Here is a 26,324-nt window from a genome sequence, read left to right as displayed (position 1 = left end):
GGTTACCGATTCAGTGGTCTGGTCCGGACGGGAACAGCCGGTTTCTGTCGGTGCCGGGTGACATCATCACGGCATCGCCCGCTGGGAGGCGGGTGGGAACGAGGGGAGTTGCAACATGGCCGACGAAAAGACCACGGTTTCGCGTGGTTCGTCAGCCCGCACCGCCGCGGCGCGCGCCGCTGGGGCGCGCACGGCGACGGAGCAGGTCCGCGAGACCTCGGGTGTCGTGCCGGTGCTGTTCAGCGCCGTCGCGGAGGCCCACGACGTGGCCGTCGTGGTCGGTGACCAGGACGCCGGCTGGCGTTCGCCGTTCGGGGGCGGTCTGCGTCCGGCGAGTGGCGAATAGCTCACCCCGGCCTGGCTCACCCCAGTTCGTGAGGGTGAGCCCGGGTGACTCGGGTTGTCCCTGTGCCACGAGCTGTGCTTTACTTTAGAAGGTCTCGATTTTTGTGAGTCACGCTCGCAGATTTCAGCGGGCGTAGTGTCTCCTCACTCGAGGAAGCAAACCGCCCGGGTTTGACTCGGGATGCTGATGTGGCTTCCCGTTTGGTGTTATGTATGGAGATATTTAATGACTCAGGGCACTGTGAAGTGGTTCAACTCCGAGAAGGGGTTCGGCTTCATCACCCCCGACAACGGTGGCGGCGACGTCTTCGTTCACTACAGCGAGATCCAGGGTAACGGCTTCAAGAGCCTCGAAGAGAACGCTCGCGTGGAGTTCGAGATCGGCCAGGGTCAGAAGGGCCCGCAGGCTACGTCGGTCACCGTCATCTGACCTAGACCTTCGTGAAGGGGCCGCCACCCGCGCTACGGGTGGTGGCCCTTTTTCGTGTTCCAGCGCTGTCGTGTGTCGACGCTGCGTGTTCCAACGCTGTCGTCTGTCATACCGCCGTTCGCTGCGCGGAGCCGTCCCACGATCTGGTTTCCCCTGCCGGATAACGACTTCCGTGCCTCCGGCTCGCCCCGCCGTCACCCGATCGTGTCCGACGTGGACCTCGTAGGCTGCGCGCCATGATCGAGAACGGCTACACCGTCTCCGGGATGTCCTGCGGCCACTGTGCACAGTCGGTCACCGAGGAAATCACCGAACTTCCGGGCGTCGAAAGCGTTGAGGTCGACGTCGAAACCGGCCGCGTCGTCGTGCGCAGCGCCGAAGAGCTCACCGAGGACGCCGTCCGCAGTGCCGTCGAAGAAGCGGGTTACACCTACGAAGGCACCGCGGTACTCGTCTAGCGGATCAGAGCTCGCTGATCAGAGCACGGCGTCCGCGAGCCGCTTGATGTCGTCCACGTCGTCGGTGCCCGGGTTGAAGATCAGCTCGTCCACGCCGAGGTCGGCGAACGACGTCGTGGTCGCCTTCAACATCTCGGGCGTCCCGCACACGCCGGACACGGCGAGCTCGGTGAAGTCACCCGCGCCGGCGTAGTAGTCGCCGACGCTCGCGCGGCCCTTGTCGGGGTCGCCGAGGGCGAAGTAGGCCAGCGCCACCAGGTAGGGCTCGCCGGCGCGGCCGGAGTCCTTCCACGCGGCGCGGGCCTGCTCGAAGTGCCCGGCCACGAACTGCGCCGGAGCCGAGCCGCCGACGTAACCCTGGCCCCACTTGGCCATGCGCGCGAACGACGCCGGCGCCATGCCGCCGAAGAGCATCGGCACCTCGCGGGTTCCGGCCGGCACGCCCGGGTTGTCGCCGCCGCCGACGGGCTGCCCCGTCCACATCGAACGGTACGTCTCGAGGTCGCGGTCGATGCGCGCACCGAGGCCCTTGTTGCCGAGTCCGTCCACGACGAAGTCGTCCGGGCGGACGCCGATCCCGAAGCCGACGGTCAGCCGGCCGCCGGAAACGCCGTCGATAGCGGCGAGTTCCTTCGCCAGCAACGGCGCCGCCACACCGTCGCCAGCAGGACGCCGCTGACGAGCCCGATCGACTTGGTCGCGCCCGCTGCCGCGGCCAGCGCCACCGTGTCCACCACGCCGGGGTAGGCGATCCACCGACGGCGCCCAGCGACGAGAACCCCGCCTCCTCGGCCTGCGCCGCCCACTCGGGGATGACCTGCGGGCGGACGTCACGCACCTGGTTGGGGATTCCGACACCGATCTTCATGCTCACCGCTTTCCGCGTAAGGGATTTACCGGTCGGTCCAACACGATCGACCCGTTCGCCGGGCCTCGTCACCGGATCGGCGCACGTCGTGCCGCACGGTGTGTCTCTTCATCCCCTGCCGCGGGCTGGGTGATTCCTCCGGCCGAAGTACTGGGCCGTCCGGGTGAGCAATCGAGCTGCAACCCTCCGCAACCCTTCCCCTATCCCGCTTCACACGGTCTGCTGAACCGGCACAAGCAGGACAAGGAGATCTGTGGTGGGCCCAGGTGTGGCGGGCATCGTCGCCAACCCGGCGTCGGGGCGGGACATCCGGCGGCTGGTGGCGCAGGCGTCCGTGTTCCCGACGGCCGAGAAGGCCAACATGGTCCAGCGCGTGCTGGCCTCGCTGGCCATCGCGGGTGTGGGGAGAACGCTCGTTTCCACCGACCTCGGTGGCATTTCCGCGGCCGTTCTCCGGCAGCTCGGGCGCCATCCGCTGCCCGGCGTCGAGTTCTGCGACAAAGAACCCCTCACGGGCACGGCGCAGGACACGACCAACGCCGTTCGCCGCATGGTCGAGGCGGGCGCCGGCGTGATCGTCTGCCTCGGTGGCGACGGCACGGCCCGGGTCGCCGCGAAGGCGTGCGGTGAGGTGCCGCTGCTCGCGTTGTCGACCGGCACCAACAACGCCTTCCCGCAGATGCGCGAAGCCACCGTCGCGGGTCTCGCCGCGGGCTTCATCGCGAGCGGCCAGATCGACCCCGACCTGGTCACCCACCGCGTGAGCAAGCTCGAAGTCGTCACCAAGGCGCGGCGCGAGATCGCTCTGGTGGACGTCGCCGTGACCCTGAGTAAGCACGTCGGCGCGAAGGCGCTGTGGGATCCGGCGTCGCTCACCGAGCTCTACTGCACCTTCGCCGAGCCCGACGGCATCGGCCTGTCCAGTATCGCGGGCCAGCTCTGCCCGAGCCCGCGGTCCAGCGCCGACGGCGTCGCCCTCAAGCTCGGACCCGTCGGCAGCACCCCGCACGTGGTCCACGCGCCCATCGCCCCCGGCCTGGTGAAAGCCGTCGGCGTGCGCGGCTGGGGCGTGCTCCAGCAGGGCATGCGAGTGGACCTCGCCGTCGGCGGTGGCGTGATCGCCGTCGACGGAGAACGCGAGCTCGAACTCAAACCAGGGGAGAGCGCGTATGTCGAGCTCCGGTCCGACGGGCCGTGGTGCGTCGACGTCCGCGCGGTGATGGCCGAAGCGGCCAGGCGGGGGCTGTTGCGCACCACGTCCGGGAACGAACCGAAAAAGGAGCGTCGACGATGACGGAAACCTTGCTGGAGGCCTATCGCACCATGCGCACGATCCGCGCGTTCGAGGAACGCGTGCACGAGGAGTTCGCCACCGGCGACATCCCCGGCTTCGTCCATCTCTACGCCGGCGAGGAGGCCTCGGCCGCCGGCGTCTGCCGCCACCTCGACCGCCGCGACACCATCGCCAGCACCCACCGCGGCCACGGCCACTGCATCGCCAAGGGCGTGGACGTGAAGGCCATGATGGCCGAGATCTACGGCCGCACCACGGGATCTTGTCACGGCAAGGGCGGCTCGATGCACATCGCCGACCTGTCGAAGGGCATGCTCGGCGCCAACGGCATCGTCGGCGGCGGCCCGCCCTTGATCTGCGGCACCGCGCTCGCCGCGAAGCAACAGGGGACCGGTGGCGTCGGCGTCGCCTTCTTCGGTGACGGTGCCAGCAACCAGGGCACCACGCTCGAAGCCCTCAACCTCGCGTCCGTCTGGAACCTGCCCGCGCTTTTCGTCGCCGAGAACAACGGCTACGCCGAAGCCACGTCCAGCACCTGGTCCGTGGCCTCGGACAACATCGCCGACCGTGCCGCCGGCTTCGGCATGCCCGGCGTGATCGTCGACGGCTACGACTTCTTCGCCGTCACCGAAGCCGCCGGCGAGGCCATCGACCGCGCCCGCGCCGGCGGCGGCCCCACGCTGCTGGAAGTGAAGTTCACGCGCTACTTCGGCCACTTCGAAGGTGACCAGCAGAGCTACCGCGCCGACGAGGTCGCCCACGCCCGCGAAAACCTCGACTGCCTCAAGCGCTTCCGCACCCGCGTGGTCGAAAGCGAGGAACTCCCCGAGGAAGCCCTCGACAAGGTCGACACCGAAGTCGCGAAACTCGTCGAAGAAGCCGTGGCGGAAGCCAAGGCCGCACCCAAACCCACCCGAGCCGATCTGGAGACCGACGTCTACGTCTCGTACTGAAGGGAGCGCGAGTCATGGCACGCACGATCAGCTACCGCGAAGCGATCAACGAGGCCCTCGCGCAGGAGATGCAGCGCGACGAGTCGGTGATCGTGATGGGCGAGGACAACGCCGGCGGCGCGGGCAGCCCCGGTGACGACGACGCGTGGGGCGGCGTTCTCGGTGTCACCAAAGGACTTTTCCACCAGTTCCCCGGTCGGGTGCTCGACACCCCGATCTCCGAGTCGGCCTTCATCGGCGCGGCCATCGGCGCCGCGACGGCCGGCCAGCGGCCCGTGGCCGAGCTGATGTTCATCGACTTCATGGGCGTCTGCTTCGACCAGATCTTCAACCAGGCAGCCAAGTTCCGCTACATGTTCGGCGGCAACGCGCGCACGCCCGTGGTGATCCGCACGATGTACGGCGCGGGCCTGCGGGCCGCCGCCCAGCATTCCCAGTGCCTGTACCCGATTTTCACGCACATCCCGGGCCTCAAGGTCGTGGTGCCCTCCAGCCCGTACGAGGCCAAGGGCCTGCTCATCCAGTCCATTCGCGACGACGACCCCGTGATTTTCTGCGAGCACAAGGCCCTCTACGACACCACCGGCGAAGTCCCCGAAGACAGCTACACCATTCCGTTCGGTGAAGCCAACGTCGTGCGCGACGGCGACGACGTCACCATCGTCGCCATCGGCCGCATGGTCGGCGTCGCCGAGGAAGCCGCGCACGAGCTGTTCGAAAGCGGCATCGAGGCCGAGGTGATCGACCCGCGCACGACCAGTCCCCTCGACACCGAGACGATCCTCGAAAGCGTCGAGAACACCGGCCGGCTCGTGATCGTCGACGAGGCTTCCCCGCGCTGCAACCTGGCCACGGACATCTCCGCGCTCGTCGCGCGCGAAGGGTTCGCGTCGCTGCGGGCGCCGATCGAGATGGTCACCCCGCCGCACACGCCCGTGCCCTTCGCCGACGCGCTCGAAGACCTCTACATCCCCGGCCCCCAGCAGGTGGTCAACGCGGCGAAAGCCGTGGTCGGCTGGACCCGCTGATGGCCGACATCCAGCGCGTCACCATGCCCAAGTGGGGCCTGTCGATGAAGACCGGCCGCATCACCGACTGGCTCGCCACCGAAGGCGACGACATCACCGAGGGTGATGACCTCGTCGACATCGACACCGACAAGATCACCGGCACGCTGGAGTCCCCGGGCTCCGGCGTGCTGCGCCGGGTGATCGCGCCGACGGGGGAGGACGTGCCCGTCGGCGCCACGATCGCCCTGGTTGCGCCGGCCTCCGTCGCCGACGCCGAGGTCGACGAAGCCGCCGAAGCCGCGTTGCGGGAGCTGGCCGAAGGCGTGGTCGAGGAGGCGGCGGGACCGGTCACCGGCACCGTCGAGGTCGACGGCCGCAAGCTCAGCTACGCCACGCTCGGTGAGCCGAGTGGCTCAGACAGTGAGGTTGTCGTCCTCGTCCACGGCTACGGCGGCGACAAGAACTCCTGGCTCTTCGTCCAGGAGCCGCTCGCCGACGGCCGCACCGTCCACGCCCTCGACCTGCCCGGTCACGGCGAGTCCACCAAGGACGTCGGCGACGGCTCGCTCACCACCCTCGCCAACGCCGTCCTCGGATTCTTGGAAACACTCAACGTCACCAAGGCGCACCTCGTCGGCCACTCGCTCGGCGGCGCCGTCGTGGTGGCCGCCGCCGCGGCGCAACCCGCGAAGGTCTCTTCGCTCACGCTGGTGGCCCCGGCCGGCTTCGGCGACCGCATCAACACCGGTTACCTGCGCGGCTTCGCCACCGCCACGTCGAGGCGGGATCTGAAACCGCACTTGGGTGCTCTTTTCGCCGACCCGGACCTGGTCACGCGCCGCCTCGCCGACGACCTCCTGAAGTACAAACGCCTCGACGGCGTCGATCGCGTCCTGGCGAAACTCCTCGCCACCCTGCTCGAAGACGACGACACCCCGGCCCTCCACGTCGCCCCGCTCCTGGCTCAGTACGAAGGCCCGGTCACCGTGGTCTGGGGCAGCGAAGACGCCGTGCTCCCGGCGGAAAACGCCGCCGGCCTCACGAACGTCCACCGCGTCGAAAACGCGGGCCACCTGGTCCACCTGGAGAAACCGTCGGCCGTGGTCGAAGCCGTAGTCGAGGTCGCGGGCGAGGCGGCTGCCGGGGCGACGGAGGCATCGCCACGGCCTTGATCGACCGTCGACTGACTCCGTTACGGCCTTGATCGACTCTGTCAGTGAAGTCACCGCCCCTTCCGATCACGGCCCGACCACCGGCACACTGGCGCCGGGAGCCGGGTGAGAAGCACCCCAATGTGGCGTTGGGTGCGTTGAGCGCACCGAATGTGGCGTTCGGTGCGTTGAGCGCAACGAACGCCACATTGGGGGAGTCGGGCGAGGAGCGGTGGTTGGGCCAGCAGCACCTCGAGGCAGCGTTGCCGGTCGGGGTCGACCCCCGACGGCACGCGCGCGCCCTCGCCCGCGTCCACGAAGCCGCCATCGCCGGTGAAGCGCTGCCCAGTGCGCCGCGCTCGGTGATCAGCGAGTCGTGGTCCCGGGTACAGCAGCTCGGCATCGACCCGGACCGTGGTGCGTCCTCGCCCATTCTTGACGCGGCCGAGCTCGAAGAACGTCGTCGCGAAAGCGCTCTGGCCCCGCTGCTGCCGTTGCTGCGGGGCGGTCTGCTCAGCCTCGCCGAGCAGGCCGCGCACATCATGGTGATCGTCGACGCCGCCGGCCACGTCCTCTGGCGCGACGGTTCCGTCCCCGTCCGCCGCCGCGCCGACCGGCTCGGGTTCGTGGAGGGTGTCGATTGGCAGGAGGAAGCCGTCGGCACCAACGCCATCGGCACGGCGCTCGTCGCTCGACAGCCGGTGCAGGTCTACTCCGCCGAGCACTACGTCCGCGCCCAGCACGACTGGACCTGTGCCGCCGCCCCGCTGCACGATCCCCGCGACGGCCGGCTCCTCGGCGTCGTCGACCTCTCCGGCCCCGCTTCGACGGTCCACGCCACCACCCTCGCCCTCGTCGACGCCGTCGGACGCCTCGCCGAGTCCCAGCTGCGCACCGCGCACCTGACCGACCTCGAACGCCTGCGCGGCATGGCGGTTCCCTTGCTGGCCAAGGTTTCCGGCCGCGCGCTGGTCACCGATCCACACGGCTGGATCGCCGCCGCCGCCGGACTCGCGCCCGCCGACCGCCTGCCGCTGCCCACGTCCGTGGGGCCCGGCCCGCTGTGGCTACCCGCCCACGGCTACTGCGTGGTCGAACCACTGCCCGGCGGCTGGCTCATTCGCCTGGCCGACTCCGGTTTTGACTCCGGAGCCGCTCCACCGACCCGGGTTTCCCTGGACCTGCGTGTGCCGGGCGAACCGATGCTCACGGTCTACGGCGCCGCGAGCGAATGGACCCACCGCGTCTCCCCGCGGCACGCCCAGCTCCTGTACGCCCTCGCGGCGCACCGAAACGGCTGCAGCGCTTCACAGTTGTCCTCGGTGTTGTTCGGCGACGCGACGCGCACGGTCACCGTCCGCGCCGAGGTTTCGCGGCTGCGGCGGGTCGTCGGCGGGATCATCGTCGGGCGGCCGTACCGGTTCGCCGACAACCTCGAAGTCGTCGTGCACGGATCTTCCATCGCGGGCTGATTTGGTGCGCGAAGCAGTGGCACGCGCGGGTTGCCCCGCGTACGCGCAACCACCATTGGTGTGAGTGATCTTTCTTGCCCGCGTGGCAAGCGGCGATGGTGTGCACTATGACCAAGCGAACATCGGTGCGGCAGCGCCGGGTCTCCGCGGAGCTGCGGACGCTGCGCATGGCGGCGGGCATGACATGCAAAGAGGTTTCCGACGGCCTCGGCTTCTCGGAGAGCAAGATCAGCCGCATGGAGACGGGCGACCGCGGCCTGTACGCGGACGACGTCTCCGCCATCCTCGGCTTCCTCCATGCGCCGACGGAGAAACGCCAAGAGCTGCTCAAGTTGCTGCGCGAAGGCGAGGAGCGCAACTGGCACGAGATCCATGGCAAGTTGCCGCCCACCTGGAAGGAGCTGATCCGCTTCGAGGAGTCAGCCGCCGCGATCAAGAACTATGAGCCACTGGTGATGCCGGGTCTCGCGCAGACGCCTGAGTACGCGCGCGCACTGATGCACGGAATCGACAACCAGCTGACCGAACCTGAAGTCGAGAAGCTGGTGGCAGCGCGCTTAAACCGGCAGGTGGTGCTCAGCCGCCACGACGGTCCTGCCGTCCACCTCTTGATCGAAGAGAGTGTTCTGCATCGCACTGTCGGCGATCTCGATGTCATGCGAGCGCAGCTTCAAAACCTGCAGCTCATGATGAACCGTTCGAGAGTGACGATTCGGGTGGTGCCATCGGCTGCCGGGACACATCCCGGTCTGGAGGGTCCGCTCGCGCTCTTGGAGTTCATCGATGAACCATCGCTTGCATATGCGGAAACCCATGGCGCCAGCAACTTTCTCGAGGACGAAGAGCCAGTCGCTCGGGTGAAACGCGCGTGGAAGGGGCTAATTGCCGTTGCTCTGGCACCGCAGGACTCCGCTAGGCTGATTGCCAGAGTCATCGGCAATCTCAACTCGTCCGGGGAGCCTGAACCATGATCGCAGTCGACTCCGTCCAGGTCACTTGGCAGAAGAGTTCTTACAGCACCACGCAGTCCAACTGCGTGGAGGTTGGGGCCTGGCACAAGAGCTCGCACAGCACCTCCGAGTCGAACTGCGTTGAGGTCGGCGCGTGGAACAAGAGTTCCTACAGCACCACTCAGGCCAACTGCGTCGAGGTGACTGCCACCCCAGCCATCGAGATCGGCGTGCGTGACACGAAGGACCGTGGTGCGGGTCACCTCACCGTTTCGGCTCAAGCCTGGACCGCCTTCCTCACCGCTGCCAGCACTGCCGTCGCAGGCTGATCGAGATCACGTGCTGGTGACACCTTCCGGGTGAGGTTCGCCCGGCTCTCCGCGACCGGCTACCTTCTGCGGGTGGCGTACGGGGAGGATCGGGGATGACCAGCACGGTGACGCGGCCGGAGACGTCTGCGGGCACTGGCGGTACGGGTGCTTCCGCGCCCTCGCCTGAGGAACCGGAAGGCCGCAGCGGCATCGCGGGCTTGCTGGAGCTGCCGGGCCAGGCGGTGCGCGCGGTCGTGAGATCGGCGGCGACCACGCCGGGCCGGCTTTCGGTGATCGCGGTGGGGTTGGTGTTGCTGTCGCTGGTGGCGGGGCTCGTGGGCACGCTGTCGGCGCAGAACAAGGACGACACCATCGGCGGGCTGATCAGCTACCGCGAACCGCTCGCGTCGGCGGCGCAGCAGGTGTTCCGCTCGCTGTCCGACGCGGACGCGACGGCGGCGACCACGTTCCTGTCGGTGGGCACCGAGCCGCCGGAGCTTCGCAAGAAGTACGAGCAGGACATCGCGGAGGCCGGCTCCGCGCTGGCGAAGGCCGCGTCGGACACCGCCGATGTGGGTGACGCCGCTCACCAGGTGGACATCCTGAACCAGAAGATCCCCGTGTACACCGGGATCGTCGAGACGGCTCGCGCGAACAACCGTCAGGGCTTCCCTTCGGGTGCTTCGTACCTTCGCGAGGCTTCGCAGCTGATGCGGACGACGATCCTGCCCGCGGCCGAAGCGCTGTACCAGGCGGACACCGACAAGCTTTCCGCCGAGCAGGACGACAGCACCGGGTTCCCGTGGGCGGCCGTCGCGCTGTTGCTCGCGCTGGTGGCCGCGTTGGTCGTCACGCAGGTGTACCTCACGCGCAAGACCAACCGCGTGGTCAACATCGGCCTGCTGGTGGCGACGGCGTGCATCGTGCTGTCGATGCTGTGGGGCGCGGTGGCGCTCGTCGTGCAGGGCAGCCTGGTCGGCGCGGGCAAGACCGACGGCAGCTCACAGGTCGACGTGCTCGCCCGCGCGCGCATCGCCGCCCTGCAGGCCCGCGCCGACGAGACGTTGACCCTCGTCGCCCGCGGCGACGGCGCCACCTACGAGCAGCAGTTCATCAAGCTCGCCGAGCGGCTCGTCGGCGCCGACGGCCAAGGCGGACTGCTCGGCCAGGCCCGTGATCTCGCCGCCGGCACGCCCGGCCAGCAGAAGATCGAGGCCGCCGAACAAGCCGCGCGCGAGTGGTCGCTGGCCCACCTGGAGGTCCGCAAGCTCGACGACTCCGGTCAGTACCAGCAGGCCGTCGACTTCGCGACGTCCGTCAGCCAGGGCAGCGCCGCGGCCGCCTTCGCCCGCCTCGACGCGAATCTCCAGGACGCCATCGACGTCTGCCGCCAGGAGTTCCTGGACGACACCCAGGCCGGCGAAAACGCCCTGACGGCGTTGGCCCCCGGCGTGGGCGCCCTCGCGGTCCTCGCGGCGGGCGGTGTCACCGTCGGCGTCCGCGAACGTCTGCGGGAGTACCGGTGACCCCGGCTGGTGGCGTGAGATCGACGGCAGCGGGCACCGTCACCTGCGGACGGCGGAGATTGAGGGAGTACCGGTGATTCGGTCGCGTCACGTGTTCCGGGCGGCCGCATTGGCGTTGGTCGCGGTATTGGCCTCCGCGTGCGGCTCGGCGATTCAGCCGATCGACCTGCCCCCGGTGAGTGACGCGGCCTGGCCGATGCCCGCGGACGTCGGCGGCCCCGACGCTTCCGCCGGCGGCTCGTCCGACAACAGCTGCGACCCCACGGCCAGCCTCTCGCCGGCCGGCGCTTCCACCTCGTCCTCCTCGGTGGCGAAGATCAAGGCCCGCGGCAAGCTCATCGCGGGTGTCGACCAGACCACGTACCTGTTCGGCTTCCGGAACCCCAAGACGGGCAACCTCGAGGGCTTCGACATCGACGTGGTCAACGAGATCGCCGCCGCGATCTTCGGCTCCGCCGAGGGCCACGTGCAGTTCCGGGCGATCGCTTCGTCGCAGCGCGAGCAGGTGCTGAAGGATCACCAGGTCGACATCGTCGTGCGGACGTATTCGATCACGTGCGCGCGCCTGAAGGACGTGGCTTTCTCGTCGGTGTACTACGTCGCCGGCCAGAAGATCCTCGTCCCCAAGGCCTCCAACGCCGAATCCCTGTCCGACCTCAAGGGCAAGCGCGTCTGCGCCACCAAACAGTCCACGTCCCTGGCCAAAATCGCCACCGACCCGGCCCACCCCACCGCCGTCTCGGTCGACAACTGGTCCGACTGCCTGATCATGCTCCAGCAGCACCAGGTCGACGCCGTCTCCACGGACGACACCATCCTCGCGGGCATGGCCGCCCAAGACCCCACCGTGAAGGTCGCCGGCGCCCCCATGACCACCGAGAACTACGGCATCGGCATCCCCAAGGACCAACCGGACCTCGTCCGCTACGTCAACTCGGTCCTCGAAACCAACCGCAACAACGGCACGTGGGCCGGCAGTTACCAGAAATGGGTGGGTGCCCGCCTGGGCCCGGCCACGCCGCCGCAGCCCAAGTACAAGTAGGCCGAGTACAAGTAGTTCCGTAGTCCGATCGAGTGGCCCTTGCGTGATCAGCGGCTTCCTGAGGCGTCCGGACCCCCGCGCCGTGGTGCCCGACTAGGATCAATGCGGGACATTTTCCGCGGGGATCTCGGGAGGTAGTTGTGTCGGAGGAGCCGCGCCGTCCTCGGCACGCCGCGCCGGACGAGAACGCGGGCGCCGAGACGCCCTCGTGGACTCCGCCGCCGCCGGTGCGTTGGGACACGCCGGAGCCGTCGGTGTCCGGCCGCCTCGACCCGGCCGCTCGGCCGGACCCCGAGTCGCCGACCGTGATCAACACCCCGGTCTACCGCCAGACCCCCGCGCAGGGTGCGCAGCACCCGCAGTACCCGGGCCAGCCGTACCAAGGTGGTCCGGGCCAGCCCGGTCCAGTCCAGCAGGGTCCAGGCCAGCCCCCGGGCGCTGCCGGCCAGCAGGGTCCAGGCCAACAGGGCCAACCCGGCTACCCCCAGCCTCCGTACGGCCAGCAGCCCCCTTCACAAAGCCAGCCCTACCCGCCGCACCCGCAATCCCCGCAGTCCCAATCCCGCGCCTACCCGCAGACGCCCGGCTACCCACCCCCGTCCCACACGGGCCAGCAACGCCACCCCGCCCGCCCCGGCACCCAGGGCCAGCCCTACCCCGGCTCCCAGTACGCGCCCGGCCGCCCGGCCCCCGAGCAGCCCAACCGCGTCGCCGAGCCCGGCTCCAACGCGGGCACCCCTTCGCAGCCGGGCCGCCCGGCCGACCCAGGTGCGAACCCGGGCACTTCGTCTCAGCCCAACCGCGTCGGCGACCCGGCCGCAACCGGCGCCCAAAACCCAAGCACCTCCGCGCAGTCCGGCCGCCCCGCCGAACTTGGCGCCCAAAACCCGGGCACCGCTTCGCAGTCCGGCCGCACCCCCGACTCCGCGATCCCCTGGAAGCAAGCCCAGCCAGGAACCCGCGCCCCCGAAGGCTCCGCGCAGCAGCCGTCCGACTCCGGAGCCCGTAGCAGCGAAGCCACCGACCCGGGACAGAGCAGCCGCCAGCCTTCCGAGCAGGCCAACCGCGTAGCCGAGCCGAACGCAGCCGACCCAATCCAGCACCAAGACCCGGCCCAGAACCAAGACCCGGCCCGCGCCGAAAACGCCGAAGCCAAGCCAGAAGACCCCACCCGCCCCCCGGGCGACCTGGCTCCGGTCATCCTCCCGCAGTCGCAGCAGCCCGTCGCCCCCGTCGACCCGGCCGCGCCGATGCCCACCAGTGTTCTGGCCAACCCGAGCCCCGGTACGCAGAGCATCATGCCGCCGTCGCCGCGTCTGCAGCCGCAGGAGTCGCTGCCGGATCCGGGCACGGACAGCGTCGTCGCCGCGAGCCGCAGCGAAGGCCACGGCACGGGCACCCGCAGCGAAGGGACCGGCAGTGGTTCCCAGGGCAGCGGTACCGGCTCGTTCCCCGGCACTTCGCGCCGCACCGGCTCCCGCACCTCCAGCCGGCGTTCCCGCCGCGGCCGTCTCGGCGCCGGCCTCATCGACGTTCCGCCCGTGCCGTACCGCGACCCCGCGACGGCCGTGCTGGCGAACCCCGTCGTCTCCGAAGAAAAGCGCTTCTGCGGCAACTGCGGAGCGAAAGTCGGCCGAGCCAAGGACGGCAAGCCCGCCAACCCCGAAGGCAAGTGCGACAACTGCGGCACGCCCTTCTCGTTCCTGCCGAAGCTGCAGCCCCACGAGCTCGTCGGCGGCCAGTACGAAGTGCTCGGCGCCCTCGCGTACGGCGGCCTCGGCTGGATCTACCTCGCGCAGGACCACAACGTCTCCGACCGCTGGGTCGTGCTCAAGGGCTTGATCGACACGGGCGACGCGACCGCCATGGCCGCCGCCGCCAACGAGATGCGGTTCCTCGCCGAGGTCGAGCACCCGAACATCGTCAAGATCCACAACTTCGTGCAGCACCCGGACGCGCAGACCGGCACGTCCGTCGGCTACATCGTGATGGAGTACGTCGGCGGCCAGTCGCTGCGCCAGCTCGCCCTGCAGCACCACCGGGAGAGCAAGCGGCCGGAGCCGTTGCCGATCGGGCAGGTCATCGCGTACGGCCTCGAGATCCTCCCCGCCCTCGGCTACCTCCACGGCCAGGGCCTGCTCTACTGCGACCTCAAGCCCGACAACGTCATCCAGACCCACGAGCAGCTCAAGCTGATCGACCTGGGTGCCGTCCGGCGCGTCGACGACTACGAGAGCCCGCTGTTCTTCACCACCGGCTACAGCGCGCCCGAGCTGGCGACGCAGGGTGCGTCGATTTCGAGTGACCTCTACACCGTCGGCCGCACGCTCGCCGTGCTGAGCTTCGAGTTCCAGGGCTACACCACGAAGTTCAAGTCGTCGCTGCCCGGCCCCGACGCCGTGCCGCTGTTCGCGCTTTTCGGTTCGTACTATCGCTTCCTCAAGCGCGCGACGCACGTCGACCCCGACCGCCGCTTCCTCGCCGCCGAGGACATGGCCGACCAGCTCACGGGTGTGCTGCGCGAGATCATGGCGCTCGGCACGGGCAAACCGCGCCAGGCCGCGTCGACGGTCTTCGGGCCGGAGAGCCGGACGTTCGGCGTGCACCTCGTCGTCCCCGAAGCCGGCACGACCGTGCCCCTGCCCGAACCCGCCGAGGTCGTCGCCGGCCTGCCGATCCCGCAGGTCGACACGGACGACCCCGCGGCCGGTGTCCTCGCGACCACCACCGCCCTCGATCCGCGCGAAGCCATCGAAGCCCTCGCCGGCGCGCCGCGCGAGTCCATCGAGGTCCGCCTGCGCATCGTCCGCGCACGCATCGAGCTCGGCGAGTTCGCGGAAGCCCAGCGGCAGCTCCAGGCGGCCCAGTATTTGGCCATCCGCAACGGTTTCCCGCACGACTGGCGCATCGACTGGTACCGCGGCCTCATCGAGCTGGCCGGTGCCCGCCCGCGCGTCGCGCACGTCGCCTTCGAAGCCGTCTACGACGACCTCCCCGGCGAAATCGCCCCGAAGCTGGCTTTGGCGGTGAGCGCCGAGGGGGTCGGCGACTACTTCGGCGCCGCGCGCTACTACGAACTGGTCTGGCGCACCGACCGCACCTACGTGAGCGCCGCCTTCGGCCTCGCCCGCGTGTACCTGGCCCAGGGCGCCCGGGCCGGCGCCGTCGAGGTCTTGGAGATGGTCCCCGCCACCTCCACGCACTACATCGACGCCCAGGTCGCCGCCATCAAGATCAAAACCCAGTCCGGCGCCGCCTCCGAGCAGTCGCGGATCTCCGAACAGGACCTCCTCGACGCCTCCGGGCGCCTCGAACGCCTCAACCTCGACGTCGAACGCCGAACCCGCCTGTCTGCCGAAGTCCTCGAAGCCGCGTACGACTGGCTTCGCACGCCCTCCGCGCCGTCCCCGGCCGAGACCTCGAAGGTCCTCGGGTACGCGCTGGAGGAGCGGGATGTGCGGTTCGGGCTGGAGCGGTGTTACCGCACGTTGGCGCGGTTGGCGGGGAGCACGGAGGACCGGGTCGCGCTGGTGGACCGAGCCAACTCGATCCGGCCGCGGACGTTCACGTAGGCCTTCCGCGGACTCGTGAGTGCGGACCTGCGTCCGCACTCACGAGTCCTGCTCACAGACTGCGAGCGTTGATGTCCCCGTACTCCGTCGTCGCCTCGATGGTCAGCTCGGCCACGCCGGAGTTCTGCAGCGAGTTCCGCACCCGTCCGTACGACGTTCCCGCGTCCAGCGAAGCCGAGACGCCCGCAGCGGCGCCCACCGAGACGTCCCCCGCCGACGTGCGCAGCACAACCGACCCGCGCACGGCCTCCGCGATGTCGATGTTTCCCTTGCCCGTCGTGATCGAAGCCGGGCCGTTGAGCCGGCCGACGGAGACGTCACCGGCCTGAGTGGACAGTCGCAGGCCGGCCGCCTCGTCGACCTTGATCGCCCCGTGTGCGCCCTCGAACGAAACTTCGCCGAGGCGGCCCACGCCGCGGAACTCGGCGGCGGCGGCCGAAGCCGAGACGCGCGAGTCGGCGGGCAGCTGCACGGTCACCTCGATCGAGCCCGACGCGCCGAGCATCTGGTTCTTCGCCGTGGCTTCGATGCGCAGCACGCCGTCGGCGAAGGAGACGGTGGTCTGCTCCGCGACCTTCACGTCGCGGGCCTTCGAAGCGTCGACCGGCCGGATCTCGACGGCGGTGTCGGCGCGGTCCGCGGCGATGAACTGAACGCGCCCCGCCGGGATGGCGACGAAGGCGGAGATCGGGGCGGTGGTGGTGAACTTCTGCATCTGGATCAGCTCCTGTGCTTGTTGTTTCTAATATGAGAAACGCTACGTTGCGTTCAATAATCAGGCAACAACATCGTTGCACGCCAACCGCATAAGACCAGGTAAATGGCGCACAATCATTGCAATGGAGCAAAATCTAACGCAACACTACCGTTGCAATGAACTGAAACAAAACGCTACGCTGAAGCCCCGGCAGGCAACCCGAGGGAGAACCAGATGCCCGGCGGCCGCCTCACCCGTCAAGAGCGCCAGCAGATCGCCCTGGGCCTCGCCGACAGCCTCGCCTACGCGGAGATCGCCCGCCGCCTCGACCGCCCCACGTCGACGATCACCCGCGAGGTCATGCGCAACGGCGGCCCCACCTCCTACCGCGCCGACCTGGCCCACCACGCCACGGAGCACCGCACCCGCCGCCGAAAGCAAGCACCGGCACCCCCGCGCACAGCGGCCCCGCAACCCCACGGCCGCGACGCCGAAGCGGTCCGCGAGTACGAGGAGACGTTCACCGTCCTCCTCATGCAATCCGGCCTCCCCCGGATGGCCGCCCGCGTCCTGACCTGCCTCTACATCAGCGACGACGGCAGCGTCACCGCCACCGAGCTCGTCCGCCACCTGCAGGTCAGCCCCGCGTCCGTCTCCAAGGCCGTCTCACTCCTCGACGGCCTGGGCCTGCTCAGCCGAGAACGCGACGAGCGTCGCCGCGAGCGCTACGTCGCCGACAACGACGTCTGGTACCAGTCCGTCCTGGCCAGCGCGCGCGCCAACGCCCAGCTCGCCGAGACCGCGCGCCAGGGCGTCGCGATCCTCGGCCGCGACACGCCCGCCGCCGCGCGCCTGGAGAACATCGCCCGGTTCGTCGATTTCGTCGGCGAGAGCATCGCCCGCGCCGCGGAGCAGGCCCGCGAAATCCTGTCCGCGAAACCGCCCGAGTAAGCGGGCTTCAGGTCGTGACCGGCGCTCCGTCGCGCTGCCGCGGCTCGGGCAGCACCGTCCGTCCGGCGATGGCGCTGACGCGTTCGAGAAAGTCCGGCGCCGGCAACGTGTCCGGGTGGCGGCGCGTGTGCGAGACGTCCTTGAACGCCGCCGCCACCCGCTGTCGACGAGGATGGCCGCGTGGATCCGCTGCCTGAGCTCACGTCGGTGGGCACTTCGCGGCCATGGAGCGCGTCGAGCCGGGCGGCGTCGCCCCCGGCGGAGGTCGTCCAGGCCGCGTCGACGACGAGTTCCTGGAGCCGGAAGAACGGCGTGGCCGGCCGGTTCAGGTCGGGCTCGCCGCGCAGGTAGGCCAAGACGCAGGACGCGTGCAGGGCCGCGGAGCTCATGCCCGCCGCCCGTACCCCGGGTTGAGCGACCCGACGGAGTCACCGGCGCTGATCAGCCGAGCGGGGTAGTGCGCGAGATCAGCGAAGCGTACCCAGCACGCGACTCACCGGCGCCAGGACCGCGCCCCGCGGCCCTATTCTGCCAGCGGCGCCTTGTCGGCAAGTGAACTTTCCATGCCCTCGGTGACCGCGCGCACCCGCGCGACGAACGCCGGATCCGCGAGCACGCCCGGGTGCCGCAGCATGAACGCGACCTCGTTGAACTCGGTGGCGATGTCGCCGTCGACCAGGGCCGCCGCCACGATCTGCTGGCCGGCCTGGCGCTGCTCCAGTACGTCCTCGGGCACTTCACGGCCGTTGGTCGCGTCGAGCCGGGCCTGGTCACCGGAGGCCGAGACGGCCCACACGGCGTCGACGACGACTTCCTGCAGCCGGAAGAACTCCTCGGCCGGGGTGGCCTGATCGGGCTCGCCGCGCAGATACGCGGACAGGCACGACGCGTGCAGCGCCGCCGAGCTGATGCCCTGGCCGTAGATCGGGTTGAACGACGCCACCGCGTCGCCCACGCTCACCAGCCGAGCCGGGAAGCTCCGGAGCCCGGTGAACCGCCGGCGCCGGCTCTCGGCCTGGCGATATGTCTCGATGTCCCGGGCCGCGGCGCCGCTCGTCGCTTCTTGGAAGAGCGGGAACAGCGGCGCCACGACGGCGCGCAGCTCGTCCACCGTCCGGGCAGGGCGGTCTTCGTCGAAACCGATCACCGTGACGATCCACTGGTCGTCCTCGATCGCGTTGGTCACCGCGAGCCCGAGGCCACCCTCGGCCTGCCCCGGCGAGTGCATCGACACGACACCCTTCTGCGGCAGCTCGTCGGTCGGTTTGGCGCGCTCGAACACCGCGCTCGCGTAGGTCAGGGGAGTGGCCAGCCGTTCCAGGATCGGCTGGTCGAACTCCGCCCGGCCGAGCCAGTCGGGCACGCGGCTCGCCCAGCCCATGGCGTCCACGACCAGGTCGGCCGACCGGACCTGATCGGCACCGTCGGCGGTGTAGCGGACGCCGGTGACGGCGCCGTCGCCGAACTCGAGGCCGGTCACCTGCCCACGGACGACGGTGACGTTCGGCAGCGCGGTCACGCGGTTGCGGATCCGGGTCTCGATGAGCGGCCGACCGGCCAGGATCGACCGGATCTGGTCGTCGCTCGACGCCTGGCGGTGGCCGTCGTAGAGGATGGCGTATTCGTGCAGCAACGTCACGGTCGCGCCGGCTTCCACCATCTCCTCGCTGAAGCCCGGCAGCCACCGGTCGAGCCACGCCACGCCCGCCGCCACCAGGGTGTGCACCTGGGCCCCTTGGGGAACGGCGTGGCGGATCACGGGATCCGCGGGCAGCTCGTCGCGTTCGATGATGACGACTCGCTCGGCGTGGTCGGCCAGCACCCGCGCGGCCAGGAGCCCGGCGATGCTTCCGCCGAGCACACAGGCGGTTTCGACCACGTCCCGCCTTTCGGCCGGCGGCTCGGCGTAAACGAGCCGGTCGAAGACGTCGATCACTGATTCGGGCATGAGAGAGTTCCCCCTTTGGTGGTGCTCGCATCCTGTCCGTAACCAGCCGGGCGAAGGACGTGCGAGCGGGCCGACTTCAAGGGGACTTTCGTGCTGTCCCAAGCACTTTGATCTTTGGTCAGGGGTTGATTTCCCACTCCTGACCGTCCTGCGCGCGCCGCTGCTTCTCGCGCGCGTCGGCCAGCTTCTGCAACGCTTCCGAGTCACCGTGTGTCGTGAAGTGCTCGAACCCGACCGCCACGAACAGGGCACGCGCCGTCACCGCGACCGGCCCGTCGGGTGCGTCGAGGTGCCCGTCGGCGGAGACGTAGATCTTGCGCCCGGCCGTGCCGTCCAGCCGGGTCTCGATGTGCAGCGTCGAGCCCACGGGCACGGGCCGGCGGAAGTCCGTCTCGAGTTTGCCGGTCACGGCCGGGCGCCGCAGCAGGTTGCCGACCGCGCTGCCGAGGGCCTCGTCGAACGCGCACGCCAGCAGCCCGCCGTGCGCGAGCCCGGGCGCGCCCTGGTGGGCGGGCGTGACGGTGAACTTCGAGAGCACCGTGTGCCCCTCGCCGACGATCGAACGCAGGCGCAGGCCCGCGTCCACCTCGTCGCCGCAGCCGAAACACTCGTCGAAATGCACGCCGAGCTCGGTGCCGGGGGAGGGGGCCTTCGGGTGCACGGCGGGTGGCTCCACGGACACCGGCGGCCACGGTCCAGAAACACGACTCATGCGCTGACGTTAACCCGCGAGTAGCCGTTCGCGGTACGCGGCCTGACCTGCGGCGCGCGTTTTCTTGAGCGCACAGTAGTCGGAAAATTCCGTACGGTAGAACTTTCCCGTCTCACGCTGCCGATTAATCCCAGCCGGACAACACTCGGGAAATGAGCTGTATCGGAGCTACTGGGTCGCGTACGAGGAGGTCGTCGCGGGGATGAGCGAGTCAACGGCGGAAAAACCGGACGTGGACCAGAGAACCGTCAAACGGGCAGTCCTCGCGTCGGCGATGGGTAACGCCACCGAGTGGTACGACTACGGCGTCTTCACCTCAGGCGCCATCGCCACGAGCATCGGCACGGTCTTCTTTCCCGGCGAGGGCAACGCGGTGCTGAAGTCGCTCGCGCTGGTGGCCGTCGGGTTCATCGTGCGGCCGTTCGGCGGGGCGTTCTTCGGCCCGCTGGGCGACAAGCTGGGGCGGCAGAAGGTTCTCGCGATCACCATTCTGCTGATGTCGGGCTGTACGTTCCTGGTCGGCGTGCTGCCGACGTACGCGGGCCCGTACAGCATGGGCATCGCGGCACCGATCGCGATCTTGTTACTGCGCTTGATCCAGGGCTTCTCCACGGGCGGTGAGTACGGCGGCGCGGCGACGTTCATCGCCGAATACGCGCCGACGAAACGCCGTGGATTCTTCGGATCGTTCCTGGAACTGGGGACTTTGAGCGGCTACGTGCTGGGCAACGTCGTCGTGCTCGCGGTCACGCTTTCCCTGCCGGCCGACCAGGTCGAGGCCTGGGCGTGGCGGATCCCGTTCTTCGTCGCGCTGCCGCTGGGCCTCATCGGTCTGTACCTGCGCTCGAAGCTCGAGGACACGCCGGAGTTCAAGCGGCTCGAGGCTTCCGGCAACAAGCCGAAGAAGGCGCCGCTGAAGGAGACCTTCACCCGCAACTGGCGGATGATCCTGAACCTCATCGGCATCGTTCTGCTGCTGAACATCGCGGACTACATGCTGCTGACGACCATGCCGACGTACTTCACGGATACGTTGAAGATCAACAACAACACGTCCACGTTGATCATCATCGGCGTGGAGCTCGTGCAGGCCGCGATCATCCTGCCGCTGGGCGCTTTGTCCGACCGCATCGGGCGAAAACCGTTGCTGATCACCGCCGCGATCGGGTTCCTGGTGCTGAGCTGGCCGAGCATCAAGCTCATGCAGTCGGGCAGCATCCTGTGGCTGGTCGTCGGGTTCGCCATCGTGGCGTTCCTGCTGGTGCTGATGCTGGCCGTGATCGGCTCGACGTTCCCGGCGATGTTCCCGACCCGCGTGCGCTACGGCTCGTTCGCGATCGGCTACAACATCTCGACGTCGCTGTTCGGTGGTACCTGTGGTGTCGTCGTGACGGCCCTGATCCAGGGCACAGGGAACGACGATTGGCCGGCGTACTACCTGATGATCGCCGCCGTGATCGCGCTGGTGCCGATCTTCAAGATCCCGGAGACTTCGCAGGTGCCGATCGAACAGATCGACACCGCGGACACGGGTGGCAAGCTGGCGGGTGCCACTCGCTGAGCTTTTGCCTCGCGGCCCGTCCCCCATTGGTGTTGGGGGCGGGCCGCCTTTTCGTCTACAGCGTCTGCTGTGTCTGCTGTGTCTACTGTGGACAGCCTGGGGGCTGCTCCGCTCAGCGAACCTCGGCGACCTCGACCGGGCGAGGAGCAGCGAAACGCTTGCGCGCCCAAGTCGCCAACCCACCGGCGACCACAACAGCTACTACGGTTTCGATCATGAGTGCGGCGAACACCATTTTTGCTTCCTCCTCGAGTTCTCGGGCCGGCTCGCTCTTCGTTCGACCGGCTGAGCAACGGACTGTCGGCAGCCTTCGTCGACCACCACAGGAAACATCGCCACGAGGCGCCCGGATATTTCGCCGAAAACCCACTTTCCAGGGGTGACGTCGGCCACCCCTGGTTGTGGGGCGGTAACTGTGGTCTGAACAGGGGATCCTTGCCTCACTGAGTGAGAGGTCTGGGCCTCTGGCGAGTCTGGGTTCGCCGCCCGTCGCCTGGTGCTCCCGACACGACCGGTCATGTCGCGGCGCCAGCGCGACTCGAGGGGTCCAATCGCTCGCCGGCACGGGCCGAGGGGTCCAGCCGCTCGCCACCGCGACGCGACCGGTCATCTCGCGCATTCGACATGGCGCGATCGGTCCCCTCGCGGCTCGACCCCCCTGCACGACTGGTCCTCTCACACCGATGCGGCGCGAGGGGACCGCTCGCGTAGCCGGTACGGCGCGACAGGTCCTCTCGCGCGGATCGGTCGGGTTCAGCGGTCTACTCGCGCCGGGCTGCGCGGCAGGTCCGTTGGCGCTGAGCGTGCCATGCGCGACTGGTCCGCTCGTGCGGCGGAGGCGGCTCGATGGGTCTCTTCGTGCGGCAGGCGCGGCATGATCGGTCCGCTCGCCCAAGCGGTGCGGCGCGATTGGTCCACTCGCGCGGGCCGGTTGGGCTCAGCGGTCCACTCGCGCGGGGGCGGTGCTGTCTCAGCGGGTCGTGGCGATCGGTGGTGCGCTCTCGTGCCTGGGGACCGTGGTGGCAGGCGGCGGCAGGCGGACGGGCGTGCGCGGGCTCGACGGAAAGGACGCCGGCGGCTCGCCCGGTGCCTGGACCGCGGAACGGCTCGGCGTTGGGGCGCCGGGCGGAGGGGAGGTCGTGTCGACGGTGGGCGGAGCGGTCGGCAGGGCGCTCGACGGGGGAGGCGTCGGCGCGATGGTCGACAAGCCGGGGCCGGCGGGCTGCACGGGCGTCGGCGGGCCGTGGTGGCCGGCGGCGAAGCTCACGGCCAGGCCGGCCACGACGAGGACCGCCGCCGTGGCCACGGAGCTGCCCGCGACGGCCAGGCGCTTGCGGCGGCGCCGGATGCGGGCGCCGTCGTTGATGACGCCGGCGGCGGAGAGGGTGAGCGGCGGGCCGTCGGAGAGGGTGGAGAACAGGGCGCGGACATCGGTGTCGGAGGTCGGGTCGGAGCTGGTGTCGGCAGCCGAGCCGAGGTCGGAGTCGCGGTCGGAGCCCGAGCCGAAGTCGGGATGCGAGTCGAAGTCAGGGCCGGAACCAGAGGCAGCCGAGCCGAAGCTGCGGCCGGAGCCGGAGCCGGAACCGGAACCGACCGAGCCGAAGGCGCGGCCACGGCCTTCCGAACCGAAGTCGCCCGAGCTCATCGAGTCGCCGCGAAAGCCGCCTGAGCCTCTCGCGTCACCGCTGAAGCCGCCAGCCCCGCCGGAGCCCGAGCCGCCGGCTCCACCCGAGCCGTCGAAACCACCAAAATCACGGTTCACCAGAACAGTCACCTCCCTCCAGGAACAGCCACAGCCGCGAAGTGCGGCCCCAGCCGGTTGCGCAAAGTGGCCAAGCCGCGGGCAGCCTGGCTCTTCACCGTGCCGGTGCTGCAGCCGAGGGCGGCGGCCGTCTCGTCGACGGACAGGTCCTCGAAGTAGCGCAGCACCAGCACGGCGCGTTGACGGGGCGCCAGCACCGCGAGGGCCTGGCGCACCAGCATGTCGTGTTCGGTTTCGGCGTCCGTGGTGGGGACGTCGGGTGGGGCGTCGGTCAGGCGCTCCCGCTTCCAGCGGCTGCGGCGGTTCTCGGCGAGGAACGTGCGCAGCACGATCTTGCGCGCGTACGCGTCCAGGCTGTCGTGCCGCGACAGGCGCGGCCACGCGAGGTACAGCTTCAGCAGCGCCGCCTGCGTGAGGTCCTCGGCGCGGTGCCAGTCGCCGCACAACAGGTACGCCGTGGCCCGCAGGCTGTACGCGCGCTCGCCGAAGTACCGGGCGAACTCGCCGTCCCACGGCGAGTTCGGCCCGGACACCGGACGGGAGCGGGAGATCACCTGCGCGATCAGCCCCAGATGTCCGGCAGGTTCAGGTCGCCGGTCGGCCCCGCGGGGATCGCCGTGGGCACGCGCACGCCGCCCGGCGCCTTCACGCCCGGCGCCTTCACGCCCGGAGCCTGCGCCGGCATACGCGTCGGCACCGCGGTCGGCGGCGCCACCTCGGTCGGCCGCTGCGTCGGCAACGTCGGCCGCGTCGCCTCCGTCGGCGGCGCCTGGACGGGCGCGGTCGGCTGCGCCGTCGGCGGCGCCGGCTGCGCGAACGCCACCGCCCCACCCGTCACGGCACCCCCGGCCAGCAGCAACGCACCGACACTCAACGCGAAACGAATACGCAAAACAGCTCCTCAACTCACGAGCACCCCGGTCGGCGGCGCCTCTTCTGCCCCTAGTCATGCCGCCGGCGCCGCACCGGGTTGCATCGAGTTCGCCAAGTTCTGCCCGCACCCCGCCCCGGCGTTCAGACCCGGCTCACGGCGACTCCGCAGACACCCCGCGAGCCGCGCTGGCGTTCAGGCCCACCCACATCCGCCGACACCCCGCGCCGGCGTTCGGGGCTCGCCCACGACCACTCCGCCGGCACGTCGCACCCCGCGGGCGTTCGGCGACCGAGCCGGACTCCCACAGCCCTCTGGCGCCCGCTGTCCCGTCGGCAGCGTGATCGACTGCGAGCCCAACCGCGACCCGCGCCGGGGCGCAGCGGCGCGTCCGGCCGGGTCGCGAGGCTCGGCCGGAGCGCAGCCCACGCGACCTGTCCGAGAGTTTCGGAGAGGCGTCGCGTGTTGGCGCTCGGCTTGGCGGTGAGCCTCTGCCGTGGGGCTCGGCCTGGTGCGCGACCTGCGTGACTTGACCGCGAGTCTCGGGGGAGGCGTCGCGGGCCGGCGCCTGCCGCGGCGGTGAGCCTCGGCCTGCACAGCAGGCCGTGAGCCGGCGATGCGAGTCGCCACGGCACGGCTTGGAACCAGCGGCCCGGCCGCGAACCCTGCCGTGAGCGGCAGCCGTGTGACGTTGGGCGCGGTGGGCAGGCGGCTGAGCGACCAAGGGCCTCGATCGTGGGCCACCCGCAGGCCCCTGTGCGCCGTAGCCGCAAGGTCCAACCCCGCCCCGCCTCGCAGCCGCGTATCGGCGCCGAGTCGCGAACCGGGCCCAAAACGCCACCCGGCCGGATGCGCAAACGCTTGCGCATCCCCGAACAACCCCCACCAACGACAAACGGCCGGAGGCACCAACCCCCGGCCGTTCACCCCACAACCCGAACTCACACCGCGGACAGCTTGCTCCACGAAGCCCAGTCGTAAGTCCAGTCGCTGTAGTCGCCGTCCTTCGACGTGAGCGTCTGGGTGCTGCCCGTGATCTCCACCGGGTCGCCCGGCAGGACGCTGTCGTAGTAGATCTTCGCGTTCGCCGGGGACAGGTTGAGGCAGCCGTGCGAGATGTTCTTCTTGCCCTGCGCCCAGATGGAGCCCGCGAGGCCGTGGATGAACTCGCCGTTGTTGGAGATGCGGACGGCCCACGGCACGTTCACGTCGCTGTAGTGGTAGCGCGGGTTGTTCATCGAGTACGTCGCGTGCTTCGACATCACCACATGCACGCCGCTGTGGGTGACGCGGCCCGGGTCGGAGTCGAGGCCGTAGCTGACCGGGAAGTCCATCACCTGCTTGCCGTCGCGGATGACCTGCATGCGGTGCTGCGTGGTGTTTCCCTTGACGATCTGCGAGCGCCCGATCTTGAAGCTCGCGGAGATGTCCTGGCGCCCGAACGTGCCGCCGCCCATGGAGACGCCGTAGATGTTCGCGTTGACCTTCACCTCGGTGCCCGGCGCGAAGTACTCCTTCGGCCGCCAGTGCACGGAGGTGTCGCCGTTGAGCCAGGCCCACGAGCCCTCGGTCTTCGGCGTGGTCTCCACCGACAGCGCCTTCTCCACGGACGCCTTGTCCTTCACGGCGCTCGGGAACGTGAGCGCGATCGGCATCGCGATGCCGTATGTCTGGCCGTCGCCGACGTTCAGGCTGCCCGCCATCTGCCGGCGCGGCTTCACGGTGGTGAAGGCGCCGCTGATCTGCACGGGCTTGCCATCGCTGCCCGTCGCCTGACCGGACCACGTGTACGTCTTGCTGTAGCCGAGGTCCTCGGTCGTGGACCAGCTCTTCTTGTCCGCCGACGGCTGGCCCTGCACCTGCTTGCCGTCCGGGTTTGTCAGCGTGACGGAGTCGAGCGTGCCGTCCGCGACAGTGACCTTCACCGGATCACCCGGCGCCACGTCCTTGGCGTTCGCCGCCGGCGCGAGGCTGATGCTGGCCGGCTTGGCGACCGGCGCGGCCTTCGTCGGGCCCCCGCCCGTGGTGCCGCTGGCGCTCACGGTGGTCGGATCGCTGCTGCACGCACCGAGCGTGAGCGCGGCGACAACCCCCAGAACCGCGACGGCCGCTCTCCGGCGTGCGAAGTTTCGGATAGTCACACCGATCCCCAATCTCCCCTGGACATCCCCAACCACCCAGACGTCCCGAAGAGCCCGAACGTTGATCGATTGGGCTGTGACCAATGTCACACCAACCCTCGCGACGCTCACGTACGGGGCCCAGGCGACTCCAGGACGTGCACGGTGATGTCTGGCGCGGCCGTGCGCGATCAGCGTAACCGGCACCGCCGACCGCGCTGCGTAGGCGGCGATACGACGTTCCGGTGACGTGCGAGTCTGTGAACCGATCCGCGAGATCACGGGCTTCAGATTTGGCCAGATCCCGGTAGGCTGCTGAG

General features: G+C 69.6%; 24 protein-coding genes. 15 read left to right on the top strand and 9 right to left on the bottom strand.

Annotation, left to right across the window (positions count from 1 at the left end):
• Nucleotides 1–115 precede the first annotated feature (115 nt).
• From QRX50_RS05725 to QRX50_RS05715, 3 genes are all read left to right on the top strand, one after another.
• Complete coding sequence (locus QRX50_RS05725; protein ID WP_220247900.1) at nt 116–346, top strand: hypothetical protein; 231 nt, start codon at nt 116–118, stop codon at nt 344–346.
• A 225-nt stretch (nt 347–571) separates the two neighbouring features.
• Nucleotides 572–775: a cold-shock protein gene (locus tag QRX50_RS05720; protein ID WP_013222289.1), complete on the top strand. Its 204-nt coding sequence runs from the start codon at nt 572–574 to the stop codon at nt 773–775.
• A 236-nt stretch (nt 776–1,011) separates the two neighbouring features.
• On the top strand, nt 1,012–1,233 hold the full coding sequence (locus QRX50_RS05715) for a heavy-metal-associated domain-containing protein (RefSeq protein ID WP_285970914.1): 222 nt from the start codon (nt 1,012–1,014) through the stop codon (nt 1,231–1,233).
• Nucleotides 1,234–1,251: 18 nt separating this feature from the next.
• Here QRX50_RS05715 and QRX50_RS05710 read toward each other — a convergent pair whose 3' ends face one another.
• Entirely contained in the window at nt 1,252–1,887 is a 636-nt protein-coding gene (locus QRX50_RS05710; protein ID WP_285970913.1) for an LLM class flavin-dependent oxidoreductase, read from the bottom strand.
• Nucleotides 1,888–2,357: 470 nt separating this feature from the next.
• On the opposite strand from QRX50_RS05710, the gene QRX50_RS05705 reads away from it, so the two are divergent.
• From QRX50_RS05705 to QRX50_RS05655, 10 genes are all read left to right on the top strand, one after another.
• A complete protein-coding gene (locus QRX50_RS05705) occupies nt 2,358–3,395 on the top strand; it encodes an ATP-NAD kinase family protein (RefSeq protein WP_285970912.1) in 1,038 nt (345 codons plus the stop codon).
• Nucleotides 3,392–4,348 carry a thiamine pyrophosphate-dependent dehydrogenase E1 component subunit alpha gene (locus QRX50_RS05700; RefSeq protein WP_285970911.1) on the top strand — a complete coding sequence of 319 codons (957 nt, stop codon included), beginning with the start codon at nt 3,392–3,394 and terminating at the stop codon, nt 4,346–4,348. The genes QRX50_RS05705 and QRX50_RS05700 overlap by 4 nt, the downstream gene beginning before the upstream one ends.
• Nucleotides 4,349–4,362: 14 nt before the next feature.
• Nucleotides 4,363–5,376 carry an alpha-ketoacid dehydrogenase subunit beta gene (locus tag QRX50_RS05695; protein ID WP_285970910.1) on the top strand — a complete coding sequence of 338 codons (1,014 nt, stop codon included), beginning with the start codon at nt 4,363–4,365 and terminating at the stop codon, nt 5,374–5,376.
• The gene (locus tag QRX50_RS05690) at nt 5,376–6,530 is read left to right on the top strand and encodes an acetoin dehydrogenase dihydrolipoyllysine-residue acetyltransferase subunit (protein ID WP_285970909.1); all 1,155 of its coding nucleotides are present in this window, start codon (nt 5,376–5,378) and stop codon (nt 6,528–6,530) included. The genes QRX50_RS05695 and QRX50_RS05690 overlap by 1 nt, the downstream gene beginning before the upstream one ends.
• A gap of 215 nt (nt 6,531–6,745) precedes the next feature.
• A complete protein-coding gene (locus tag QRX50_RS05685) occupies nt 6,746–7,981 on the top strand; it encodes a helix-turn-helix domain-containing protein (RefSeq protein ID WP_285970908.1) in 1,236 nt (411 codons plus the stop codon).
• Between the two features lie 107 nt (nt 7,982–8,088).
• Entirely contained in the window at nt 8,089–8,952 is an 864-nt protein-coding gene (locus QRX50_RS05680) for a helix-turn-helix domain-containing protein (RefSeq protein WP_285970907.1), read from the top strand.
• Nucleotides 8,949–9,260 carry a DUF397 domain-containing protein gene (locus QRX50_RS05670; RefSeq protein ID WP_353074093.1) on the top strand — a complete coding sequence of 104 codons (312 nt, stop codon included), beginning with the start codon at nt 8,949–8,951 and terminating at the stop codon, nt 9,258–9,260. The genes QRX50_RS05680 and QRX50_RS05670 overlap by 4 nt, the downstream gene beginning before the upstream one ends.
• Nucleotides 9,261–9,355: 95 nt before the next feature.
• On the top strand, nt 9,356–10,768 hold the full coding sequence (locus QRX50_RS05665; RefSeq protein ID WP_285970906.1) for a GlnX family signal transduction membrane protein: 1,413 nt from the start codon (nt 9,356–9,358) through the stop codon (nt 10,766–10,768).
• A 73-nt stretch (nt 10,769–10,841) separates the two neighbouring features.
• Entirely contained in the window at nt 10,842–11,810 is a 969-nt protein-coding gene (locus QRX50_RS05660) for a glutamate ABC transporter substrate-binding protein (protein WP_285970905.1), read from the top strand.
• 1,250 nt (nt 11,811–13,060) lie between these two features.
• Entirely contained in the window at nt 13,061–15,382 is a 2,322-nt protein-coding gene (locus QRX50_RS05655; RefSeq protein WP_285974366.1) for a serine/threonine-protein kinase, read from the top strand.
• A 52-nt stretch (nt 15,383–15,434) separates the two neighbouring features.
• Here the strand turns inward: QRX50_RS05655 and QRX50_RS05650 are convergent, their stop codons facing one another.
• Nucleotides 15,435–16,097: a DUF4097 family beta strand repeat-containing protein gene (locus QRX50_RS05650; protein ID WP_285970904.1), complete on the bottom strand. Its 663-nt coding sequence runs from the start codon at nt 16,095–16,097 to the stop codon at nt 15,435–15,437.
• Between the two features lie 216 nt (nt 16,098–16,313).
• On the opposite strand from QRX50_RS05650, the gene QRX50_RS05645 reads away from it, so the two are divergent.
• The gene (locus QRX50_RS05645) at nt 16,314–17,030 is read left to right on the top strand and encodes a helix-turn-helix domain-containing protein (protein ID WP_285970903.1); all 717 of its coding nucleotides are present in this window, start codon (nt 16,314–16,316) and stop codon (nt 17,028–17,030) included.
• A gap of 7 nt (nt 17,031–17,037) precedes the next feature.
• On the opposite strand, the gene QRX50_RS05640 is transcribed toward QRX50_RS05645, so the two are convergent.
• From QRX50_RS05640 to QRX50_RS05630, 3 genes are all read right to left on the bottom strand, one after another.
• Nucleotides 17,038–17,187, bottom strand: coding sequence for a hypothetical protein (locus tag QRX50_RS05640; protein WP_285970902.1), 150 nt, complete (start codon nt 17,185–17,187; stop codon nt 17,038–17,040).
• Between the two features lie 366 nt (nt 17,188–17,553).
• Nucleotides 17,554–18,978: an NAD(P)/FAD-dependent oxidoreductase gene (locus QRX50_RS05635; protein WP_285970901.1), complete on the bottom strand. Its 1,425-nt coding sequence runs from the start codon at nt 18,976–18,978 to the stop codon at nt 17,554–17,556.
• A 118-nt stretch (nt 18,979–19,096) separates the two neighbouring features.
• A complete protein-coding gene (locus QRX50_RS05630) occupies nt 19,097–19,690 on the bottom strand; it encodes a PaaI family thioesterase (protein WP_285970900.1) in 594 nt (197 codons plus the stop codon).
• A gap of 202 nt (nt 19,691–19,892) precedes the next feature.
• On the opposite strand from QRX50_RS05630, the gene QRX50_RS05625 reads away from it, so the two are divergent.
• On the top strand, nt 19,893–21,251 hold the full coding sequence (locus QRX50_RS05625; RefSeq protein ID WP_285970899.1) for an MFS transporter: 1,359 nt from the start codon (nt 19,893–19,895) through the stop codon (nt 21,249–21,251).
• A gap of 970 nt (nt 21,252–22,221) precedes the next feature.
• On the opposite strand, the gene QRX50_RS05620 is transcribed toward QRX50_RS05625, so the two are convergent.
• The 4 genes from QRX50_RS05620 to QRX50_RS05605 form a co-directional block, all read right to left on the bottom strand.
• Nucleotides 22,222–22,896: a hypothetical protein gene (locus QRX50_RS05620; RefSeq protein ID WP_285970898.1), complete on the bottom strand. Its 675-nt coding sequence runs from the start codon at nt 22,894–22,896 to the stop codon at nt 22,222–22,224.
• 125 nt (nt 22,897–23,021) lie between these two features.
• The gene (locus QRX50_RS05615) at nt 23,022–23,567 is read right to left on the bottom strand and encodes a SigE family RNA polymerase sigma factor (RefSeq protein WP_285970897.1); all 546 of its coding nucleotides are present in this window, start codon (nt 23,565–23,567) and stop codon (nt 23,022–23,024) included.
• A gap of 8 nt (nt 23,568–23,575) precedes the next feature.
• The gene (locus QRX50_RS05610) at nt 23,576–23,905 is read right to left on the bottom strand and encodes a hypothetical protein (protein ID WP_285970896.1); all 330 of its coding nucleotides are present in this window, start codon (nt 23,903–23,905) and stop codon (nt 23,576–23,578) included.
• 920 nt (nt 23,906–24,825) lie between these two features.
• Complete coding sequence (locus QRX50_RS05605; RefSeq protein WP_285970895.1) at nt 24,826–26,025, bottom strand: L,D-transpeptidase; 1,200 nt, start codon at nt 26,023–26,025, stop codon at nt 24,826–24,828.
• Nucleotides 26,026–26,324: the final 299 nt, after the last annotated feature.

This window comes from Amycolatopsis sp. 2-15 (assembly GCF_030285625.1).
GTDB lineage: Bacteria > Actinomycetota > Actinomycetes > Mycobacteriales > Pseudonocardiaceae > Amycolatopsis > Amycolatopsis carbonis.
The sequence above is the reverse complement of the archived record's forward strand: the minus strand, read 5'-3'. Positions and strand labels throughout refer to the sequence as shown.

Bases quoted from the DNA above. Each gene is read 5' to 3' on its own strand.
- QRX50_RS05725 (WP_220247900.1), top strand. From the start codon at position 116: ATGGCCGACGAAAAGACCACGGTTTCGCGTGGTTCGTCAGCCCGCACC.
- QRX50_RS05720 (WP_013222289.1), top strand. From the start codon at position 572: ATGACTCAGGGCACTGTGAAGTGGTTCAACTCCGAGAAGGGGTTCGGC.
- QRX50_RS05715 (WP_285970914.1), top strand. From the start codon at position 1,012: ATGATCGAGAACGGCTACACCGTCTCCGGGATGTCCTGCGGCCACTGT.
- QRX50_RS05700 (WP_285970911.1), top strand. From the start codon at position 3,392: ATGACGGAAACCTTGCTGGAGGCCTATCGCACCATGCGCACGATCCGC.
- QRX50_RS05695 (WP_285970910.1), top strand. From the start codon at position 4,363: ATGGCACGCACGATCAGCTACCGCGAAGCGATCAACGAGGCCCTCGCG.
- QRX50_RS05690 (WP_285970909.1), top strand. From the start codon at position 5,376: ATGGCCGACATCCAGCGCGTCACCATGCCCAAGTGGGGCCTGTCGATG.
- QRX50_RS05680 (WP_285970907.1), top strand. From the start codon at position 8,089: ATGACCAAGCGAACATCGGTGCGGCAGCGCCGGGTCTCCGCGGAGCTG.
- QRX50_RS05670 (WP_353074093.1), top strand. From the start codon at position 8,949: ATGATCGCAGTCGACTCCGTCCAGGTCACTTGGCAGAAGAGTTCTTAC.
- QRX50_RS05665 (WP_285970906.1), top strand. From the start codon at position 9,356: ATGACCAGCACGGTGACGCGGCCGGAGACGTCTGCGGGCACTGGCGGT.
- QRX50_RS05655 (WP_285974366.1), top strand. From the start codon at position 13,061: ATGCCCACCAGTGTTCTGGCCAACCCGAGCCCCGGTACGCAGAGCATC.
- QRX50_RS05650 (WP_285970904.1), bottom strand. From the start codon at position 16,097: ATGCAGAAGTTCACCACCACCGCCCCGATCTCCGCCTTCGTCGCCATC.
- QRX50_RS05645 (WP_285970903.1), top strand. From the start codon at position 16,314: ATGCCCGGCGGCCGCCTCACCCGTCAAGAGCGCCAGCAGATCGCCCTG.
- QRX50_RS05635 (WP_285970901.1), bottom strand. From the start codon at position 18,978: ATGCCCGAATCAGTGATCGACGTCTTCGACCGGCTCGTTTACGCCGAG.
- QRX50_RS05630 (WP_285970900.1), bottom strand. From the start codon at position 19,690: ATGAGTCGTGTTTCTGGACCGTGGCCGCCGGTGTCCGTGGAGCCACCC.
- QRX50_RS05625 (WP_285970899.1), top strand. From the start codon at position 19,893: ATGAGCGAGTCAACGGCGGAAAAACCGGACGTGGACCAGAGAACCGTC.
- QRX50_RS05620 (WP_285970898.1), bottom strand. From the start codon at position 22,896: ATGAGCTCGGGCGACTTCGGTTCGGAAGGCCGTGGCCGCGCCTTCGGC.